Consider the following 20716-nt stretch of genomic DNA (forward strand, 5'->3'; position numbering starts at 1 on the left):
CCGCCAAATGGGCCATGAGCGTGGCCCCTTTGGAAACCCGCGCTTGCGCACGGATTGCTTGGCTGCTTTGCAGGTGCTTTGGTTTTTTTGGTTTGGTTTGGTTTGGTTTGGTGATCGGTTCGGTTGACATGAAATCGGCATTCACCTTGGCTCTGATGCCTCAACCGCCAATGGGGTCACAAGCGCGTGACCCCCTTGGAGCCCCCGCGCTAGCGCACGTATCGCTTGCCTGCTTCGCAGGTGCTCCGGTTATTTGGTTTGGTGATAGGTTCGGTTGTTATCACTTCGGTGTTCACCTTGGCTCTGATGCCTCAACCGCCAAATGGGCCATGAGCGTGGCCCCTTTGGAAACCCGCGCTAGCGCACGTATCGCTTGCCTGCTTCGCAGGTTCCCTCACTCATCGTTTCGGCTGACGGACGGCTTTATTCGCATCCCTGCTCATGGCGCCTAAAACGGGCGTCCTGCCCGTTTTCCTTGCCTTCACTCTTCATTCGGCAGCTCAAATGTGCTTTTAAACTTCAAGGTCAAAACCATTATTTTTAGGTCTTGGGTCTTGGGTTGTGAATTGTGGGTTTTGACGTTGAGCGCAATCAGAAAAATTGCCGACAAAGATTGCAGGCCGAATGAGCCGCATGGACGCGGCGAAAGGGGCTGTCGAGCTGGGAGCGAGTCAGCGCCGGTTCGATAAGCCGGCAAGCTGCCGGAGGGAATGGCGAAGCCACAATATTTCGCGCAAAGGCGCGGGTGTTGGGCCGCCGCCCTGCGGCCCGACTCGGTTGAGGCAACGGAGGTAAAGTGATCACCAAACGAATATCAACCGAAACGAGATCCAATCTTCAACCGAAACCCGCTCCGATCCTCATTGAACGTGAAATTGAAATTGAAACCAAAACCACCATTATCCTTCCTCTTCCAATGGATAAATGCGTATAATCCCCGCCCGGTGATGATTTCTTAACCCGAACCACCTCAACTTTCCCCAATTCGAAGAGTGTTGCCATGAGTACCAGCCTGATCCAACCAGAACGTGACCTATTCTCCTATCAGCCATATTGGGCTGAATGCTACGGCACTGCGCCATTCTTGCCGATGTCACGGGAGGAAATGGACGTACTAGGCTGGGACAGCTGCGATATTATTGTCATCACTGGTGATGCTTATGTTGACCACCCAAGTTTCGGAATGGCTATCATTGGTCGGATGCTAGAGGCCCAAGGTTTCCGCGTGGGCATTATCGCTCAGCCAGATTGGACCAATAAAAATGATTTCATGCGCCTTGGTGAGCCGAATCTGTTTTTTGGTGTGACCGCCGGAAACATGGACTCGATGATCAACCGTTATACGGCTGACCGAAAGTTGCGTCATGACGATGCTTATACGCCCGATAATGAAAGCGGTAAGCGACCAGACCGTGCCACATTGGTCTATAGCCAGCGCTGCAAAGAAGCCTATAGCCATGTGCCTGTCTTGCTCGGTGGCATTGAGGCTAGTTTGCGGCGCATTGCCCACTACGATTATTGGTCAGACACAGTACGCCGTTCGGTAATCGTGGATGCGAAAGCAGATATGCTGGTCTACGGTAATGGCGAGCGGCCACTGGTTGAAGTTGCGCATCGTCTGGCAGCCGGTGAGAAAATCGCCGATATTCAAGATGTACGTAACACGGTCGTGATGCGCAAAACGGCGTTACCAGGCTGGAGTGGGGTAGACTCTACCCGTATAGATAACCCCGGCCGTATTGAAGCTATCCCCAATCCTTATGGTGAAGATCTGCCCTGCGCAACGAATGAGATCCCTGAGCCGGAAGCTAAACCGGTTACAGTGCGTGCGGCCAAACCCAAGCCATGGGAGAAAACCTATGTCTTGCTGCCTTCCTATGAAAAAGTGAAAGCAGACAAAGTGTTATATGCCCATACGTCGCGAATTCTGCATCATGAAACAAACCCAGGTTGTGCACGAGCGTTGATGCAAAAACATGGCGACCGCTATATTTGGATCAATCCGCCAGCCATTCCACTTAGCACGGACGAGATGGACAGCGTTTTCGGACTCCCTTATCAGCGTGTGCCGCATCCTTCTTATGGGAAATCACCTATCCCAGCGTACGACATGATTCGCTTCTCGGTTAACATCATGCGCGGATGTTATGGCGGCTGTTCATTCTGCTCCATTACTGAGCATGAAGGCCGTATTATTCAGAGCCGTTCAGAGGATTCCATTATTCGCGAGATCGAAGAGATTCGCGATAAAGTGCCTGGTTTTACCGGCATTATTTCCGATCTGGGTGGCCCGACAGCGAACATGTATATGTTGCGTTGCCAATCACCGCGTGCTGAACAAACGTGCCGCCGTGCATCTTGCGTTTACCCTGATATTTGCCAGCACATGGACACCAATCATGAGCCGACCATTTCCCTCTATCGGCGGGCGCGTGATTTGAAAGGGATCAAAAAGATCCTGATCGCCTCAGGGGTACGTTACGATATCGCAGTCGAAGACCCACGTTATATCAAAGAATTAGCCAGCCACCATGTGGGCGGTTATTTGAAAATCGCACCGGAACACACGGAGGAAGGGCCACTTTCCAAAATGATGAAACCGGGCATGGGTAGCTATCAACGCTTTAAAGAGCTATTTGATACTTACTCTAAGCAAGCGGGTAAAGAGCAGTATTTGATCCCTTATTTCATCTCTGCCCATCCAGGGACGGAAGATAAGGACATGGTCAATTTGGCTCTGTGGTTGAAGAAAAACCGATTCCGTTTAGATCAGGTGCAGAATTTCTATCCTTCGCCATTGGCGAACTCCACCACCATGTATTACACCGGTAAAAACCCGCTGTCGAAAGTCGGTTATAAAAGTGAAGATGTCGTGGTGCCAAAAGGCGATCGCCAACGGCGGTTGCATAAAGCACTGTTGCGCTATCATGATCCGGCTAACTGGCCGATGATTCGCGATGCATTAAACGATATGGGGATGCAACACCTGATTGGTAGCCGCCGTGAGTGCTTGGTTCCCGCAGCAACGATTGAAGAGCAACGTGAAGCTCGACGTGCACTGCGCCATCATACGCCAGCGCTCACCAAACATACCTCAATCACCCGTCAGCGTCAGCCTGGTGCTCGAGCGCATGCCGTGCCAGCGGGGAAAAAACCGAATTCAGCTAGTGGCGCAACAGCACCTAAATCAGCAGGTAGCAAAACCGGCGCAAACAGAGCGCCGGTGAATAAGCCGTCAGGGACGAGCAAAGGCAAAACAAAACCTCATTGAGCTGAAAATCATATCTGAATCAGCCGTCAGACCCGAAGACAGCCGGGTCTGGCCCTAATCGTTTACCACAATCTAACTTCGAAATTGCCGTCAGTTCATCTTTGTGCAGCTTGAAGTCAAACACGTCGAAGTTTTCCTTAATACGCGCTGGTGTGACTGATTTTGGAATAACAATCAGCCCGCAATCAAGATGCCATCGGATCACAATTTGCGCCGGCGTTTTGCTGTATTTTTGCGCTAACTGGCGAATAATCTCTTGATCAAAAACACCCTGGCCTCCTTGCGCTAAGGGGCTCCAAGACTCGGTTGCAATATGATGAGTGGCATTCCAAGCATGGATCTGGCGCTGTTGTAGCAGTGGATGCAGTTCAATCTGATTGAGAGTAGGCGCAACCCCCGTTTCATCAATCAATCGTTGCAGATGCGGAATGTTGAAGTTGCAGACGCCAATACTGCGGATCAAACCTTGTTCTTTTAAGGCGATAAGTTCACGCCAAGCACTGACATAATGATCCTGTGCGGGAACCGGCCAATGGATGAGATAGAGATCGACATAATCGAGCTGAAGTTTTTGCAGGCTTTCTTCAAGCCCTTGTTTTGGGTTACGTTGGCTATCATTCCACAGTTTGGTGGTCACAAATAGCTCTTCGCGGGCGACGTTTGCCTCTTTTATTGCTTTGCCGACGCCTTCTTCATTTTTATAAATAGCCGCGGTATCCACCGACCGATAGCCCACCTCTAAAGCCTTGCTGACAGCAAGCCGCGTTTCTTCAATACTTGCCTGCCAAACGCCAAGGCCAAGTTGTGGCATCAGATTGCCATCGTGCAATTTGATAATGGGTTGCGTCGACATGTTTATCTCCTTAGCTTACAGACTGGGCTACTCCAGCCCGGTGACCGATAGTGTAAGTTTAGTCGTGATCATCATAATTATTAGCTTGGTTGGTATTTATCGCGTGTGGGAAATCATCAACGTTAACAGGTCTATCATTGGCACTGGCCTGCCACTGAGATAGGAGGAGCGTAATGTGCGGCAATAATCCAAAGCCTAGCAGTAAATAATAATTTCGCCCACCATGGCAGGCGAAAATAATGAATCACTGGTTGGCTGAAAACATGACATTTGCGCAATGTCTTCAGTCATGGTCAGGAGCCAGCCTTCGCGGCTCCCGTTACATCATTTTAGACAGCAGCTTCGTAGATACGTTTACTCTCTGCTAGCGTGATATCACCGTGTTCACCCAGTTGAGTCATTCCATGCTCTTCCAATTTCTTGATCAAGTCAGGAATGGAGCTGCCATCGAGTTTGTAAGCAGATAGGCGAGTCGCGACACCCATGCTTTCAAAGAAATGACGAGTGGCTTCAATCGCGGCATCAATACGTTGATCTTCGGTCCCGTCACGCAAGCCCCAAACACGCTCGGCGTATTGCAGCAGTTTGGCGCGTTTCTGTTCTTTTTTCGCCACCAGCAGTGCAGGCAATACCACCGCCAGTGTTTGCGCATGGTCGAGGCCATGACGCGCGGTGAGCTCGTGGCCGAGCATATGGGTTGCCCAGTCTTGCGGCACGCCGGCACCAATCAGCCCATTTAATGCCATGGTTGCGCTCCACATAATATTGGCGCGTACAGCGTAATTTTCTGGGTCGGTCAGCGCTTTAGGACCATCCTCAATCAGGGTTAATAGCAGCCCTTCAGCAAAACGGTCTTGTACTTTTGCATCAACGGGGTAAGTCAGGTATTGCTCAATGGTATGAACAAACGCATCGACTACCCCATTAGCGACCTGACGCGGTGGCAGGCTATAGGTGACCACAGGGTCCAATATGGCAAACAGTGGCTGTACATGTGGTGAGAAGAAGTGTTGTTTATCACCAGTGCTACGACGGCTGATAACTGCACCGCTGTTGGTTTCAGATCCCGTCGCGGGTAAGGTCAATACTGACCCCATCGGCAATGCTTCAGTGATAGCGCTGCCTGTCGTTTCTAGAATGTGCCAGGGATCCTGCGGATAGTTGACGGCCGCAGCAATGAATTTGGTGCCATCAAGAACTGAGCCACCACCCACAGCTAACAGGAAGTTGATCTTTTCTGCACGGATAAGCTCAACTGCTTTCATTAATGTTTCATAGGTCGGGTTAGGTTCAATACCGCCAAACTCCAAGAAATCAAAGCCTTTCAGTGCATCATGGACTTGGTCTAACACGCCATTTTGCTTAATGCTGCCGCCACCATAGGTGATCAAAATACGGGCATCAGCAGGAATTTCTTTGCTCAACTGCGCTATCTGGCCAGTACCAAACAGCACCTTAGTCGGGGTATGAAGGGTAAAGTTTTGCATAATTTGTCTTCCTGTGTTGTCAGTTTTATTGTCAGCCATTGTCGGCAACTTAGCGTGATACCTCAATGCACATTCCTGCCTTGCTCTTGCCTAATTCTCCAAAGCGCTGTAGAAAACACGATAAATACGGCACAATTTATGTCAGATCGTTTCCGATGATAGATTGTCTTAGATAGCAGAAGCAGGTGAAAGCATAATGACAGAGGTGAATGATATTCAAACGCAGATGGCGGAGAAGATTACCCGTCTGGCACAGGGTAATGGCCTAACACCTTCCGCAGTACCGAGGGTGAAAATCCTGTACTCCACCGTTCATCAGCCGCGTACACCGGTCATGTACACCCCCAGTGTGGTGATTATATTTCAGGGGCATAAAGTTGGTTATTTGGGCAGTAAAGTGTTTCGTTATGACCCGAAAAACTATCTGATTTTGACAGTGCCATTGCCGTTTGAATGTGAAACTTTTGCTAGCCCAGAAATACCACTGGCGGGCATTTCAATTCATATCGATAGCCAAATGCTACAGGATTTACTCATTGATATCGGTGAAGATGAGCTGGATAAACCCTTCAGTAATGCGTCAGGTGTTAACTCGTCCGCGCTCACAGATGAAATGCTATGTGCTACCGAACGGTTGCTAGATGTGATGTCCCAACCCCGTGATGCCAGAGTGCTTGGTCCACAAATTGTACGTGAAATTCTCTATTATGTGCTTTGTGGTCAGTGCGGTGGGGCATTGCAGGCGTTAGTGAATCGACACGGGCACTTTAATCAAATTACAAAGACATTACGGCGGATTGAACATCAGTTTGCAGATAATCTTAATGTGGAACAATTAGCCGCCGATGTAAATATGAGTGTTTCTGCATTCCATCACAACTTTAAAGCGGTAACCAATACTTCTCCTTTGCAATATCTGAAATCTTATCGGTTGCATCGTGCGCGGATGATGATGTTACACGACGGCCTAAAGGCCAGCACCGCCGCAAACAAAGTGGGGTATGAAAGTGCGTCACAGTTCAGTCGTGAATTTAAACGTTACTTCGGCCACACCCCCAGCGAAGAGGTTGCCAAGTTGCGCACCAACTGAGTATGACGGTTGCGTTATTCCGTCGCGCTTTTACGTTTACACCACACCAGCACCAGTGTGCCGACCAAACCGACCAATAACAAAACAATCGGTAAAATCATCAGTGCGGTCATGACCTGATTTTCATAATGCTTAACCAACGGGATGTGGCTCAGCGCGAAGCCCAGCCCCACGACGCTGCCAACCCATAACAGCCCACTGAGCCAGTTAAAGAATTGAAAACGCGCACTGTTCAGGCCAGAAATACCGGCAAGTGTGGGTAACAGAGTACGCACAAAGGCGAGAAAACGGCCAATAATGAGGGCTGCCAAACCATGGCGCACAAACAAGGTATGGGCACGTTGACGATAATGAACCGGTAATTGTAGCAGCCACCTTTTGACAACTTTGGTATCGCCTAACCATAACCCCTGCAAGTAGCTTAGCCAACAACCGAGGCTGGCCGCCAAGGTAAGAATGATTAGGGTGGGCAAGAAACCCATGACACCTTTAGCGATTAAGGCTCCTGCCAATAGCAACAAACTATCACCAGGTAAAAAAGAAGCCGGCAGCAGGCCATTTTCTAAAAATAGGGTGGTAAAGAGAATGCCATAAATGACCCAAATCACATTTGGATCAGCAAGTTTACTAAAATCCTGCTGCCATAAGGCATTTAGGATTTCGTGTAATACATCCATTTCTATTCCTGTTCGCCTATCGTGTGAGGATATTATCTTTAAGTGCTAATGCCAGTCACGATGAGGACCTTAACGACTTATGTTTATAAGGGCAATATAGTTTATTCGCATTGGCGCTTATCCACATTGATCTTATCCTCAATAAATGAATTTTGAGTGTCTATCTACGTGCTATTGATATTATTTTTGTAAGAGAGAATTAATGCGCGGGTGCTGTCACCGCGCATTGACACATCATGATGAAGGAGGTGGTTTACTACACTGTTTTAATGCGCTCAAACCCTGCCGTCAAGTCGTCCTGCAAATCTTGAACATTCTCTAAGCCAATGTGCAGACGGAACAAGGTCCCTTTAAGCTCTTCACCTTCATATCGGCGGATTGCACGGATATCTTTCGGTTGATAACCGAGAATTAAGGATTCAAAACCGCCCCATGAGTAAGCCATGCTGAAATGGGTGAAATGGTCGAGATAGGCTTCTAACTGCTCTTGGGATAATTGTTCTTTTAATTCAAAAGAGAACAAACCGTTGCAGCCTGTGAAGTCGCGTAGATAAAATTCATGCCCTTTGCAGCTCGGCAGTGCAGGGTGATAGACCGCCGCGACCTCTGGGTGTTGCGCTAACCAGTTGGCAATCTCAATACTGTTTTTTTCATGCTGTTTTAAACGAACACCTAGTGTACGCAGCCCACGGCTTGCCAGATAGGCCGTATCAGCATCGACCATTTGCCCCATCAGATATGAGTCTTCCCGTAGCTGCTCCCAACAGCGGGCATTGGCAACTGCGATCCCCAACATCGCGTCGGAATGACCAATAATATATTTAGTTCCTGATTGGATGGAGATATCAATATCGAAATCTAGCGCTCTAAAGAGCACACCCGCAGCCCAAGTATTGTCCATCATAATGACCATATTCGGCGAAACGGCGCGAATTGCGCGAACCATTGCTGGAATATCTTGTATTTCCATGGTGATGGAGCCGGGAGATTCTAGGAACACGACTTTAGTTTCTGGTGTGATGAGGTCAGCTATACCGGCCCCTATCATCGGGTCAAAATAGGTGGTGGTGATATTCATGCGCGTCAAAATTTTATCGCAGAAACTTTGTGCAGGTTCATAGGCCGAACCCGTCATCAGTACATGGTCACCTGCGGAAACAAATGACAAGATCGCGTTGCTGATTGCGGCTGCACCGCAGGGATACAGGACGCAGCCTGCGCCCCCTTCCAGCTCTGTCATCGCCTCCTGCAAGGAGAAATGAGTAAGAGTGCCTCTACGACCATAGAAGAGTTCACCATTTCCCCGATTGATAGTGGCATGCTTTTTTGCTTTAACAGTGTCAAAAACCAAAGACGATGCCCGTTGAATCACAGTATTGACCGAGCCTTGGGTGAATTTTTTACGCCTGCCCGCGCTGACCAGGTGTGTTTCAAGTTTTTCTGAAGTTGGTTTGTTTGCAGACATGGTTTTCTTATGACCTTCTTATCAGCGATGCCCGAGCTTTATTAGCGAGCATGTATAGGGGACGTTATTTATTACGTTAACATGATGAATGGCGCGTGGGCGTAGCTTTTAGCATGAAAAAAACTCAAGAGGGTGACCCGCTATATTCTGTGGTTTTATCATGGGAAAATGCTGTGTATGTAACGAAATGGGATATTTATTAAAGGGCTATAAGCGATGGCGTTCGATGTTGCCAATATATTACCGTGTTAAATCAATTAATGACCTCTGTTTACGATTAGTGTCACTTCCGCTGTACAGCCAACAATTGAAGCCTGCTCGTTAAGTAACGTAGTCCCTGATATTTGGCGAATTCTTTTTTTTTCTCAAAAAAACGGCGTAAACACTAATGATAATTACTATCAATCCCTCATTTGTTTGATATGATCGGCACCTAGATTTCGTCCTTAAATTGAAATGCATATTGGGTGGAGGCACAGCGTGAAAACAGCTGGCAAAGAAATTAATGAAAAGTCATTCGCAAAAGGTCGAGTGATGACAGGGGTGGTGGCATTATTGCTGGTGGCCGGTTTAGCAGGTCATGTGCAGGCTGCACCAAGTAACGGTAGCGCCGTTGCTTCATCTGTTGCGTCAGCAACCTCAACAGAAGCAACAACAGCAACATCGACCCCGCTTCCGGCACCTGAAATTACCCCCGCCGCTGAAGCCGCAATCAATACAAATGTTAGCCCTGCACCGATGGTCCAGCCTTTGACTGCGCCTGCTCCACAAGGTTTGGCGATGGATTTATCTGTTTGGGGTATGTATCAGCATGCCGATGTGGTGGTTAAAGGTGTCATGATTGGCTTGGTATTAGCGTCAATTGTCACTTGGACCATCTTGTTCTCTAAAGGGACTGAGCTATATCGCGCACGTCGCCGTTTACGACAAGAACATGAAGTTATTGGCGCAGTGACTGATTTGGACACTGCATCTGAACGAGCGGAAGTGTTTGCCGCAGATAGCATCAGCAGCCAATTACTGCGTGAAGCTCAGAATGAACGTTTGCTATCGTCGGAATCGAGCGACAACAACGGCATCAAAGAACGTACGGCTTTTCGTTTAGAGCGTCGAGTTGCTGCTATTGGCCGCCAAATGGGTAAAGGCAACGGTTTCCTCGCCACTATTGGTGCAATCTCACCCTTTGTTGGGTTGTTTGGTACGGTATGGGGCATCATGAACAGCTTTATCGGCATTGCACATTCCCAGACCACGAATTTGGCCGTTGTTGCACCGGGTATCGCTGAGGCTCTGTTGGCGACAGCATTAGGCTTAGTTGCGGCAATCCCTGCGGTGGTTATCTACAATATCTTTGCTCGCTTGATTGGTTCCTACCGTGCGCAAGTCGGTGATGTTGCAGCACAGGTGTTATTGCTGTTAAGCCGTGACCTTGACCTGAACAGCAGTGCAGAAGCAAAGTCATCTAAGCAGCCTCACCAATTGCGTGCGGGGTGATTTATGGCGATGCGGATGAATGATAACCTCGATGAAAGCGGTGAACTACACGAAATAAACGTGACCCCCTTCATTGATGTCATGTTGGTATTACTGATCATCTTCATGGTTGCAGCACCATTGGCAACTGTTGATATTAAAGTCGATCTCCCTGCATCTTCAGCAGTACCACAACCACGGCCGGAGAAACCAGTATTCCTGACGGTTAAGGCGGATAACCAGCTTTATGTCGGTGATCAGCAAGTTGACCGCGATACGTTAGCCGCTGCGCTGGATAAAGTGACTCAATCCAATAAAGAAACCACGATCTTCTTCCAAGCAGACAAAGTGGTGGATTATGAAACCTTAATGAGCGTGATGGATGCGCTACGTAAATCAGGCTATCTCAAAGTTGGGCTAGTTGGCATGGAAGCAGCAGGTGGTGCCAAATAGCTTGCAACCGGTGCGGTGGCTAATACACCGCACCTGCTATCGTTATTTAGGTGTGTTACGGCCAACTTCACTGGAGGATTGAGCCCCTAGAGCCCCCATTAGCTCGACTTCTAACTGATGGGCATTATTTGCCTCGTAATAATTGTCTTCGCCAACGCACTTTTTCCAATCAATATATCTTCTGGGGTCCTGAATCTTCTCCGGATCATAGTCAATAGCAATAAAAATCATCTTTATATTATTATCTTTGATCTTTTCACACATACCTTTATCGATCAGTTTTTTAGTAATATAAAACCCTGGGTTTTCTCTATATTTTTCATCATAACTCTCGACCCCGTCAGAGATTATTATCATTAATTTCTCTTTGTCATCATCATTGTTATTTCTGAATAAATTATTTGCATAGAGAACGCCTGAACTAGTAAGTGTTCCACCAATAGGTGTCATACCTAACATCGAATTAATAATGTTATTATCTTGATAGTTCTCTAACGAATATGCATTTGATAAATTTAGACAAATCTCATCGTTTATTATATCTTTTATTGGAATGTCGATATATTTTGCATCTGAGTTTATTGACTTAATCGTTGCATCATAATCTATAGTTTCACCTATTATTTTGATTTGGGTTAAAGCCGTGGAGATATAACGAATTCTATTATAGAGTTGTTCCGCCTTATATCTATAATCATCGGGTAAGGTTATTATCTGATTGTAAAAGTACGAGTGTCTTTCATCAAATAAACCAATGTCCGCATATTTAATATCATCAACATTTTCGATGCTCTCAAGGCCTGATATTTCACGTAGTTTAGACGCAATATATCTCCTAAAGTAATCATTTTTTTTGCTATATTCTTTAGCGACAAAAGGAAAGTGGCAGTATTCTTTCGTCTGATTATTTTCTATTATTTTCCTTTTAGTTCCCCATGAGTAGGGTATAAAACCAATGGTCTGAATATTCGCGTTTCGCAAGATAGTATTGTTGAGTCTAATGAATGTCTCTCTTAGGGCATCTATTTTTTTATCGCTATAATGACTATTCCTAAATCCCCTATCCATGGAGCCAGAGTAATCAACAACAAAAATAACATCCGTTTCTTTATTATTAACTTTTGTTTTTTTTGCCACAGCAGTATCTACTATATCTATCGTTTTTATTTTATTAGTGATAGGAGTCTTAGCTAAAAATTTTGCTGAGTAATTCATAAACATTTTCGCATTATAAACAAGCTGGCCACAATAATTATTTATCTCAATCTCTGGAGTCGAGAAATTTTCCAATGGCAAGTATGCATGAATATACTGACTCACCAAGTCCCGATTTTTACTTTCTTGATTAGCATCTGGGATATCATCATTCTCGACGGTTAGTGCGAGTGTTGCTTGCTCAATAGCATCAGACAGTTTGGCTTTTTTTTGTAAATAATGTGAAATCTCAAAAGATAAAAATATTAAGCCAATAAAAAATGGAAGAATAAGAATAAAAGGTAATAAAATCGCACCTTGCTTGTTGGCTGTAAATAGAAAAATTGACTTATAGTTATGAGCAGTATGCTTTTTATAAAGCATAAGTATTTTTTTTAAATTCATTGTAATATCCCTATAAAATAAGAACTAGCGTTCAATCGTCACCGCAGATGATTTTATGGAAATAGCGGCACTTTCGCCTCTTCCAACACTGAATAATGTGGTATACCAAGGTGAGGCAGATAGGCATAATGTCACTTGATATAAAGGTAACCAGCGAGCGGAATTGGTGTAGGGAGATAATGCGGTCATGTCACGAAGAGGCTGGATCGGCTGACAAGTTCCGAAGCCTAATGAGAAAGTCTTGCTATTATCAATACTTTTAATCTCTGGAGTAGAAACAATAAAACTTAATGTCTCTACTGTTATTTCAAGATTACTTCTTTGTAAGCCTGAGCGTAACAGCATTTTATCTGCTAGCATTTTTAGCTCATCAACTTGATTTTGGGTTAATTCAGTATCAGTAGCATATATTATTCCCCGCTCTCTGACTATTCCTGCAATTGAGTACGAGATGCGATCTAATTTACCTATTGTTGATTGGTATGTTGCAACGGAGATCATCAACTTTATAAGCAATGTGATAATGAAGATGACAAATGTAAATTCAATAATGACTGCACCATGACAACTCGCAATAAGACAAGAATGATTAGTTTTCATTTGCAAAAACCACCTCTCGAGATAGCAGGCTGCTGGCCCAAATGGAGGGAATAGGAAATAAAATCGGCTTGTAAATATAGCGCACTGTATAACGCGCCAGTTTCTGATTAGAGTAGTATGAGGACATATTATTTGAAGTAATATCTGCTATGCTATTAGCAAATTCTACTGTTGCGACAGTGTTGTCTGGGCTAATGAATTTTCCGAACATACCTTGCTGTTCGATGATCTTTCTATTAAATATCGACTGATATGACTCACTATTTATTTCCTTGTTCTTAGCCGTTTTCGCTGCTTCTGAAACTGCCAGATCGAGGCTGGCAGATATATAGAGAAGGCGTGATATTTCTGCTGAGAATAGTAAAGTGAGTATAAAAAGAATGAAAACTATTGTAAATTCAATAGTAACAGAGCCGATGTTTGAACAAAAAAATAGCCATCTTTTTTTACGCATCAAACACCTTCATTGCTGAGTTTTATTTGATGAAGATGCTCAACTTGGCTCAATGCTAATAATAATTCATCAGGTTCATTTGCCATTTTTTCAGCAATGATTATCTTTTTGGCATATTGCTTGTCCCCTAATTTAATCAGTGAGAATACTAAGTTATGTAAAATCAGTGAGTTTTTATTGCCTGATAAATAGTCCGGTAACAGTATTCTCACCGCATCGGTATAACGATTATCAAGCATTGCTACGACAGCGATATTGTTCATTGCTGTTTCATCATTAATAAATAAGGATCGAGATTGTTCAAAGGCTTTTTCAGCTTTTTTCGTCTCGCCGCTATTAGCCAATATAATACCATTCAGATTATGAGCTTCAGCATTGTTAGGTGAAATTGTAAGCAGTTCTTTTACTGCAATCTTGGCGGCAATAACCTTGTTTTGATTGATAAGGTTCTTAGTTTGTATGAGATAGAATGATTCATTTTTTTTATCGGAAACTGATTGCAAATAATATAATGACGACTTGCTATCTCCAGCAAGGTAATATGCATTTGCCAATTTGATCCTAACGGTATCATCCTCTCTTATTTTTAACTTTTCACGGTATAAATTGATAAGTCCACCGTAGTTGTTAGCTTTAACTAAAAGGCTTTCACGGTAAGAAAATTCTTTTTTACTGATAGTATTAGATGTGCAGCCGTTGATTAGAAAGATGAAAATAGAAATTGCCATGGCGGACTTAATTGCTTTGAACATATGTGATTAACTCCAATACACTTGGTGATATAACGAGAACAACGAAAGGGATGAGGATAAAAATAAACAATGGTATTGTTAACTTTGTCGATAACTTACTGAGTTTCTCTTCTGTAATTAATAATTGCATTTCTCTGATATCTTGGGATAACTGAATCAGTTGATCGTAAACGGTAGAACCAAAACTAATACTATATTGTAATGTACTGCAAAACATTCTGATTTCAGTCGCTGTTGAGCTTTGATGTAGCTCTTTAATGGCGCTATCTAGTCCATTAATTTCTGCTCGTTTATTCATGTTGGAAATAATAAAACATAAATCCGTATTGATTAATTGAAACTTTTTTGCCGCATAGCTTAGTGAGCTGTCTATCGTCATTCCCGATTGAACACAAGCTGCGGCAACATCGATAAAGAAAGGGAGTGTTCGAAGGATAGACGTCGTTTTTCTATTAATATAGTTCCTTATTATTATCTTTGGGAGGAAAAACATCATTGCTATAGTAATAAGTCCGATAATCATCAATGTGTTGAGGCTTATGGTTATCATGTCGGTAGCGATAAATAAAGTCGACATTACTATAGTTGTTATTGTTATTAACAGTTTCAAATAAATTACATTACGAAGAACAAATGGGAGATTAATGAAATTTGATAATTTGTTATCTGGGTGTCTAGGTTCTTTTTCATTATCTACTTTTTCTTGGCTGGTCATTTTATGATAAACTGAAATTTTATTTGATTTTGATTTCTTTGTGAAAAACAAACCAACCAAAAATAATGTTATAATTATCAACGCTATTTTCATAATGTTTTCCTAAGCATTCTTCTTATTACTATTAAACCAACTGTTTCACTGGCGATTATGTAATAAAAGATTATCCTACCAATCGGGTGGTTCCACATTGAGTCCATTGTGGCTGGATCAATAAAATAAAGCAGTAATGAAAATAATATTGGCATTAGTGATATTATATTCACAGACATTCGCGTTTGAGCCGTCATAACAGCTTTTTTCTGTTCGGCCGTTTTATTTTTTGTGGTCACTGAGGACAGTCGGCTAGTCAATTCCCTCAATTGCCCCCCCTGCTGAAGGTTCAGTAAGATGATAGTGATAAGGAAAAAGAACTCTGGGTAGTTAAATCGTTTATAGGAATCATAAAAAACAGACTCTGGAGATTCCCCTACATTCAGTTTTCTGCAAATAAAATTGAGTTCATTTCCTAATGGCCCTTTTATTTCATTGCCACAACGTTCTAATACTTGATTAATACTCGCACCGCTACTGGCGGCCATGTTAATCATTAATAACACTTCAGGAAAGTCTTTGTTAAAATGAGAACGATGAATTCTTCTTGAAATCTTCAATTGAAAAAATACGATGCTGATAAGGGTGAATGTAAGAACAAAAACATTATCTATATGAAACCAATATGAGTTAGAAAAGAAAACTAAAATAGAATATACAATCGGAGCGATTATATGTTTATTATTTCTTTCGATGATAATATTTGATATGTAACTAGTCCATTCTGATAATATTCTTCTGTAAAACGAAATGAAATAGACTCCATCTTTTGATGGCTTAAATTCAGTGTTATTAATGGATCTTTTTATTTTTATCCATTTGAAATTAGTGAGTGTGAATAAAATCACCCCAGAAAATAGCAATATATAATAAATCATTATTTCACCACGGGAAATATACTGCTGAGCTCATTTGATAAATTGAAAATATCAGCATTTATTCTTACTGAAGAACGGCTCAATAAACCATGATTAGTAAATTTTCCTTGAATCTTGCCTTTCTCATCGCGTTCTTTATTGGGTTTGAATGTAAATATATCTTGTAGTACGACATTTTCACCTTCCATTCCCATAATTTCACTGATATAGCATATCTTGCGCGAGCCGTCATTCATTCGCGAAACTTGAACAATAAGATTTATCGCAGATGCGATATTACGTCGAATAGTTAATATAGGCATATTAACTGGCCCCATCATGATCATACTTTCCAATCGAGTAATCGCATCACGAGGTGAGTTTGCATGAAGTGTTGACATCGAGCCATTATGGCCGGTGTTCATGGCCTGGAGCATTTCAAATGTTTCCTCGCCTCTACACTCTCCAATAATTATTCTATCAGGCCGCATACGTAAGGAGTTAACAACCAAATCTCTCATGGAAATTTGCCCAGTATTCTCTAGGCCAGCTAAGCGTGTTTCCATTCGCACAACATGAGGTTGTTCAAGGTTTAACTCTGCTGCATCTTCCAATGTAATCACTCTTTCGTTTTCAGAGATATACTTCGATAATGCGTTGAGTAAAGTGGTTTTCCCCGATCCTGTTCCGCCTGAGATAACAATATTGATTCGGCAACTGGCTGCAATAATGAGGAAGTTAGCCATATCACTACTCATCGCACCCATATCGACCAAGTCTTCTAGCTTTCTTTTGTTATTACTAAATTTTCGGATGGAAAGTGCCGTACCATCTAAAGCGATAGGATTTATTACGGCATTGATTCGACTCCCATCAATGAGTCGGGCATCTGCAAGAGGTCTACCTTCGTCTATACGACGGTTTACCCGTTGCATTAAGCGTTTGGTAATATCTGTCAGTTGCTTGTTATTAATAAAGCGCTGATGACTTAAACTGATTAACCCAAAACGTTCAATAAATACTTTATCAGGTCCATTGACCATAATATCGCTTATAGAATCATCTTCCATCAATTCTCTTAGTGGCCCGAACCCCGTTATTTCATCTGTTATCATTACGATAATATTTTTCTGATCTTGGGTGGTTAGCTGATGCTCGTTATCATTAAATATTTCATAAAATGTTTGTGAGATAAAATTGTTAAGTTTGGCGTAGTCATTAATGAGATACTCTACTTTGTCAATATCAATATTGGCCAACATCTTTTCTCGAATAATCTCTTGTGTGGTTAATGATATTTTCATTAATTACCTTTTCCTTACGAATATTTTCGCAATGGTGTTAATCCATGCAGTATTATATTTTGGGGTGCCAAGACGCATACCTAGTGTCTGCTTGGTTAATTCCGTTATTAGCTTTTTACGACGACCATAATAGTTCTTGTCACTGATTGAGTTATTTTCTTTACTTATATATGGGATTTTAATATCAATCTTCCGACCTAATAAAGACGGTATGTCGGATGTGCTTAGCATATCTTTTGTAACGATCCTACTTTCATTTAAGCAAATAATTAATTTAATGCCGCGTTTGTTATCTCTTTTGAATCTAGAGTGTATGTCAATGAACTCTTTAGCGGTACGAACTGATGTCATGCTATTATCGAGTAGGATAATGATACAGTTGGAGTATTCGATATAATCAGTCAATCTTTCTTTAGATGAGTTATGTATGGGTTGATCAAATATGATGAAATTATAATTTTTGCTTTCTTTAGTGCTAATATCATTTAGGTTTTTATCTTTGCTCTGCATAAGATCAAAGTTTTTCTGATACTCAGTTAAGTCACTGACTATTTTCTTTTCTGTGATAAGGTCAAGATCTTGTGAACCGTTATTACCTTGCAATAATAAAGTGGGAACTTTTTTTATTTGAACGACCTCATGTGCTAAATGATAACTGAGCAGGGTTGTACCTATTCCGCCTTTACAGCCAAGCACACTGATAAAGAATGCTTTTCTATCTTTTTCTACCTGAATACCTTTAAGTAAAAGTTGTGTTAGCTCCGCTGATTGTGACTGTATATTTAAGTATAGTACCCCTCGTTCAGTTAACTGTTGCGCGATAGAGATTGAGTCAACATCACCGACTAATACACACCAGCAGTGACGTGAGATATAGTTATTTGCTAAAGCCAATAGCTCATCAACATTGCTATTATCGCCGATGTCAACAATAACACCGTTAGTTTGATCCGATAAACTAACAGATGGCACATTAAAAATATCTTTATTGATCTCATTAATGTTATTCATATCGGCGAGCCGAATTTGTTCGGAAACTATCTCAATGAGCCAATGTCTATTAGAAATAATCGTGATGCTATCCTTGACCTTACGTTCTTTTCTACTGATCAGATCCTTGTTAAGAATTAATTGCATACATCACCATTGTCACTTGCGTTTTTATTGTTGTTGTTAACGGCACACCCGAATGCACTATTTTTTACTGAACGATAGTCATTAAGCTGATAAGCACAGGGCTTATATTCTTTTTTTTCTTTACACGCTGTCTTACTCTTAGTGGCATTTTTTTCCTTTTTTAAAGTAAACGAATAGTCATCTTTAACTGGATTTATTAGTATTTTTGCTTGAGATAAATTGGAGATAAGAAGCACACCAATCATTATTAATAATTTCATTTTATAAAACCACCTTTACGCATAAACTCTTTTGCCATTTGTTCTCTTTTAATCTCCATAATATGGGTGAAATTAAAGAGACGTTCGAGGGTAGATGTTTGCATGAAATCGGGCAGTTCCACTTCTTGCTTTGATACTGGTTTTACCAGGTTCACTGTCGCGATCACGACTAATTCAGTTTGTCTTTGTTCGGTATGCGCATTACGGAAGAATGCACCTAGTATCGGAATATCGCCTATAAAGGGTATTTTTTTGAGCGATTCTCTTTCTGTGTTGCTGATAAGGCCGCCCAAAATAAAACTTTCTCCATCCCCCAGCTCTAATGTCGTCGCAGCTTTGCGTGTTCTCAATGAAGGATAAGAATCCCCGCCTTTAGCATCGAATAACTTGTCAATACTGCTAACCTCTTCATTTAGGAGAATACGTATACGTTTGCTTTCATTGACTTTTGCGCCAACATTGAGTTTGATGCCAAATTCTTTATAACTGACTGTTTGGCTGTTTTCTGTTGAAAAGACAATCGGTATTTCGCCGCCAACCAAGAATGACGCACTTTCGCCCGATAAGACGGAGAGATTGGGCTCAGCTAAAATACGTGCAATTGATTCATCATTGATGGCATGAACGAGTGTACTAACGCCGTTGGCATTGAACTTTATAAATTGGAATGACCCAATGGCATCTCCGACCGTATTCCAATCTATACCGATATTCTCAGTGAAGTCTTTTGTGACCTCCGCAATGGTGAGTTTGACATTCACTTGATTAGACTGTGTAACGCTTATTTTATTAATCAGACGGGAATAATCAGGCGTGCTGAAATATTGTTCCTTACCGATTGTTTCTTTCCTGCTACCAATCGCTTCCCCTACAATACTGACGATAGTATCCTTAGCCTCTTCGGACGCAACTTCTCCAGTTAAAATATAGCTAGTCCCTATTTTATCAATTTCAACTTTGCTGTCTGGATACTCAATCTTTATTCTTTTCTTTACCGCATTGATGATGCTGTTTACGACAACGGCCCTCTTTGTGATTTCTATATTTTTATCGTTTAACAATATTAACTCTGCAGTTCCTTCTGCTTTGGCATAAACAATGACACTATTTTTACCCACTAATTCATAGTCGGCCACCTCTGCTGATGAGATAAAGACAGTTTCTATCGCTTCTTGAGTCTTGACAATGTATGACTCCCCCGGAGATATATAAACTGATTTTGCGTTAGCTTTATTAAATGCTATTAGGCTAAGAGCAATAATAAATAAGGAAATGAAATTCCAACTTAGATATTTTGTTCTGATTAAGTTCATCCTCTGAGCTCTCTTACTGTATGCAGTTTAGGGAAGATGTCATGTAAACTTATTGGGCTATAGCTGTGATTGCCCAACCTAACCTCGGGCACAAGAAGAATATCACCTGCTTTCTCTGCCATATGGATTAGATCCAGTTCATCTGTGCGTATTATGACATCTATATAACCAGTAAATATCTCATCAGTCTTTTGATTACCTTTATTTTTTTCTGATAAATCGCTTGAAGAATGCTTTTTTATTCTTATTACTTGTATGTTAGAAATGACGTTGGTTAATAAGTAATTTTGTGATTTTCTATCATTTAATTCATTTGTGTCTATGTTAATGCTGTTTTCTAATCCTTTTCTCTTATCGGTTTCACGTGTTCTTAATTGAAGCACTATCATATCGCCAATACTTAATGCATCGAGTAAATATGCTTCTTCTTGTGTAATATTGAATCTGTAGATAAGTTCATTATTCTTTAATGTTAACTGGCTAAATTCACGACTTTCCGGTGAAACTAACATATCATTAGTAATGTAAGATCCTGCTGTAATATTTGATTTCAATAAGTGACTATTGATCATTTTAATATTTGAAACATCACTACTTATTAGTTCACTTGATTTACTCACCATGACTTTAGTAAGTTCATAATCCTCACTCGTTAGTATTTTACCTGAGGGTAGGGGGCGTGTTGCTTGTGCGAGTAAAATATCAACATTTTGCTCTTTTTTCTGTTCGCCAAAATTTGTGAGGTTATTCGTATCATCTTTATTATTGTTCAGGATACCTGCGACACCGACGGCCACAATTAAGAGTGAAAATAATAGAATAAACTTACGGTTCATTATGAATGACCTTCATATTGTTGGAGT

20 protein-coding genes are annotated in these 20716 nt (G+C 42.1%); 5 read left to right on the top strand and 15 right to left on the bottom strand.

Annotated elements, in window-relative coordinates:
* Positions 1-14 precede the first annotated feature (14 nt).
* A complete protein-coding gene (locus BN68_RS24175; protein WP_019212534.1) occupies positions 15-452 on the top strand; it encodes a hypothetical protein in 438 nt (145 codons plus the stop codon).
* Positions 453-1000: 548 nt separating this feature from the next.
* On the top strand, positions 1001-3271 hold the full coding sequence (locus BN68_RS17825) for a YgiQ family radical SAM protein (RefSeq protein ID WP_019212535.1): 2271 nt from the start codon (positions 1001-1003) through the stop codon (positions 3269-3271).
* A gap of 19 nt (positions 3272-3290) precedes the next feature.
* Here BN68_RS17825 and dkgA read toward each other — a convergent pair whose 3' ends face one another.
* Both dkgA and yqhD read right to left on the bottom strand, forming a co-directional pair.
* On the bottom strand, positions 3291-4124 hold the full coding sequence (gene dkgA, locus BN68_RS17830; RefSeq protein WP_019212536.1) for a 2,5-didehydrogluconate reductase DkgA: 834 nt from the start codon (positions 4122-4124) through the stop codon (positions 3291-3293).
* Positions 4125-4453: 329 nt separating this feature from the next.
* Positions 4454-5611, bottom strand: a complete 1158-nt coding sequence (gene yqhD / locus BN68_RS17835) for an alcohol dehydrogenase (RefSeq protein ID WP_019212539.1) — start codon at positions 5609-5611, stop codon at positions 4454-4456.
* Positions 5612-5807: 196 nt separating this feature from the next.
* Between yqhD and BN68_RS17840 the strand changes: the two genes are divergently transcribed.
* Complete coding sequence (locus BN68_RS17840) at positions 5808-6701, top strand: AraC family transcriptional regulator (RefSeq protein ID WP_019212540.1); 894 nt, start codon at positions 5808-5810, stop codon at positions 6699-6701.
* 14 nt (positions 6702-6715) lie between these two features.
* Here the strand turns inward: BN68_RS17840 and BN68_RS17845 are convergent, their stop codons facing one another.
* Positions 6716-7378: a DedA family protein gene (locus BN68_RS17845; RefSeq protein ID WP_019212541.1), complete on the bottom strand. Its 663-nt coding sequence runs from the start codon at positions 7376-7378 to the stop codon at positions 6716-6718.
* A gap of 256 nt (positions 7379-7634) precedes the next feature.
* Positions 7635-8843, bottom strand: coding sequence for a cystathionine beta-lyase (gene metC, locus BN68_RS17850; RefSeq protein ID WP_019212542.1), 1209 nt, complete (start codon positions 8841-8843; stop codon positions 7635-7637).
* 480 nt (positions 8844-9323) lie between these two features.
* Between metC and exbB the strand changes: the two genes are divergently transcribed.
* Both exbB and exbD read left to right on the top strand, forming a co-directional pair.
* Positions 9324-10337 carry a tol-pal system-associated acyl-CoA thioesterase gene (gene exbB / locus BN68_RS17855; protein WP_019212543.1) on the top strand — a complete coding sequence of 338 codons (1014 nt, stop codon included), beginning with the start codon at positions 9324-9326 and terminating at the stop codon, positions 10335-10337.
* A 3-nt stretch (positions 10338-10340) separates the two neighbouring features.
* Positions 10341-10769, top strand: a complete 429-nt coding sequence (exbD, locus tag BN68_RS17860; protein ID WP_019212544.1) for a TonB system transport protein ExbD — start codon at positions 10341-10343, stop codon at positions 10767-10769.
* A 42-nt stretch (positions 10770-10811) separates the two neighbouring features.
* Here exbD and BN68_RS17865 read toward each other — a convergent pair whose 3' ends face one another.
* From BN68_RS17865 to BN68_RS17915, 11 genes are read right to left on the bottom strand one after another with little or no spacing between them, the layout of a single operon-like run.
* On the bottom strand, positions 10812-12368 hold the full coding sequence (locus BN68_RS17865) for a TadE/TadG family type IV pilus assembly protein (RefSeq protein WP_019212545.1): 1557 nt from the start codon (positions 12366-12368) through the stop codon (positions 10812-10814).
* A gap of 24 nt (positions 12369-12392) precedes the next feature.
* Positions 12393-12968, bottom strand: coding sequence for a tight adherence pilus pseudopilin TadF (gene tadF, locus BN68_RS17870; protein ID WP_019212546.1), 576 nt, complete (start codon positions 12966-12968; stop codon positions 12393-12395).
* Positions 12958-13422, bottom strand: coding sequence for a TadE/TadG family type IV pilus assembly protein (locus tag BN68_RS17875; RefSeq protein ID WP_019212547.1), 465 nt, complete (start codon positions 13420-13422; stop codon positions 12958-12960). The genes tadF and BN68_RS17875 overlap by 11 nt, the downstream gene beginning before the upstream one ends.
* The gene (locus tag BN68_RS17880; protein ID WP_019212548.1) at positions 13422-14174 is read right to left on the bottom strand and encodes a tetratricopeptide repeat protein; all 753 of its coding nucleotides are present in this window, start codon (positions 14172-14174) and stop codon (positions 13422-13424) included. The genes BN68_RS17875 and BN68_RS17880 overlap by 1 nt, the downstream gene beginning before the upstream one ends.
* Positions 14158-14982, bottom strand: a complete 825-nt coding sequence (locus tag BN68_RS17885) for a type II secretion system F family protein (protein WP_019212549.1) — start codon at positions 14980-14982, stop codon at positions 14158-14160. Before BN68_RS17885 ends, BN68_RS17880 begins: the two co-directional genes overlap by 17 nt.
* Positions 14979-15860, bottom strand: coding sequence for a type II secretion system F family protein (locus BN68_RS17890; protein WP_019212550.1), 882 nt, complete (start codon positions 15858-15860; stop codon positions 14979-14981). The genes BN68_RS17885 and BN68_RS17890 overlap by 4 nt, the downstream gene beginning before the upstream one ends.
* Positions 15860-17143 carry a CpaF family protein gene (locus BN68_RS17895; protein WP_019212551.1) on the bottom strand — a complete coding sequence of 428 codons (1284 nt, stop codon included), beginning with the start codon at positions 17141-17143 and terminating at the stop codon, positions 15860-15862. The genes BN68_RS17890 and BN68_RS17895 overlap by 1 nt, the downstream gene beginning before the upstream one ends.
* Positions 17144-17146: 3 nt before the next feature.
* Entirely contained in the window at positions 17147-18280 is a 1134-nt protein-coding gene (locus BN68_RS17900; protein WP_019212552.1) for a hypothetical protein, read from the bottom strand.
* Positions 18271-18540, bottom strand: a complete 270-nt coding sequence (locus tag BN68_RS17905) for a hypothetical protein (RefSeq protein ID WP_019212553.1) — start codon at positions 18538-18540, stop codon at positions 18271-18273. The genes BN68_RS17900 and BN68_RS17905 overlap by 10 nt, the downstream gene beginning before the upstream one ends.
* Positions 18537-19853: a type II and III secretion system protein family protein gene (locus BN68_RS17910; protein ID WP_019212554.1), complete on the bottom strand. Its 1317-nt coding sequence runs from the start codon at positions 19851-19853 to the stop codon at positions 18537-18539. The genes BN68_RS17905 and BN68_RS17910 overlap by 4 nt, the downstream gene beginning before the upstream one ends.
* Entirely contained in the window at positions 19850-20689 is an 840-nt protein-coding gene (locus BN68_RS17915; RefSeq protein ID WP_019212555.1) for a CpaB family protein, read from the bottom strand. Before BN68_RS17915 ends, BN68_RS17910 begins: the two co-directional genes overlap by 4 nt.
* Positions 20690-20716 lie beyond the last annotated feature (27 nt).

The sequence above is a fragment of the Yersinia massiliensis CCUG 53443 genome (assembly GCF_000312485.1).
In the GTDB taxonomy this organism is placed as follows: Bacteria; Pseudomonadota; Gammaproteobacteria; order Enterobacterales; family Enterobacteriaceae; genus Yersinia; species Yersinia massiliensis.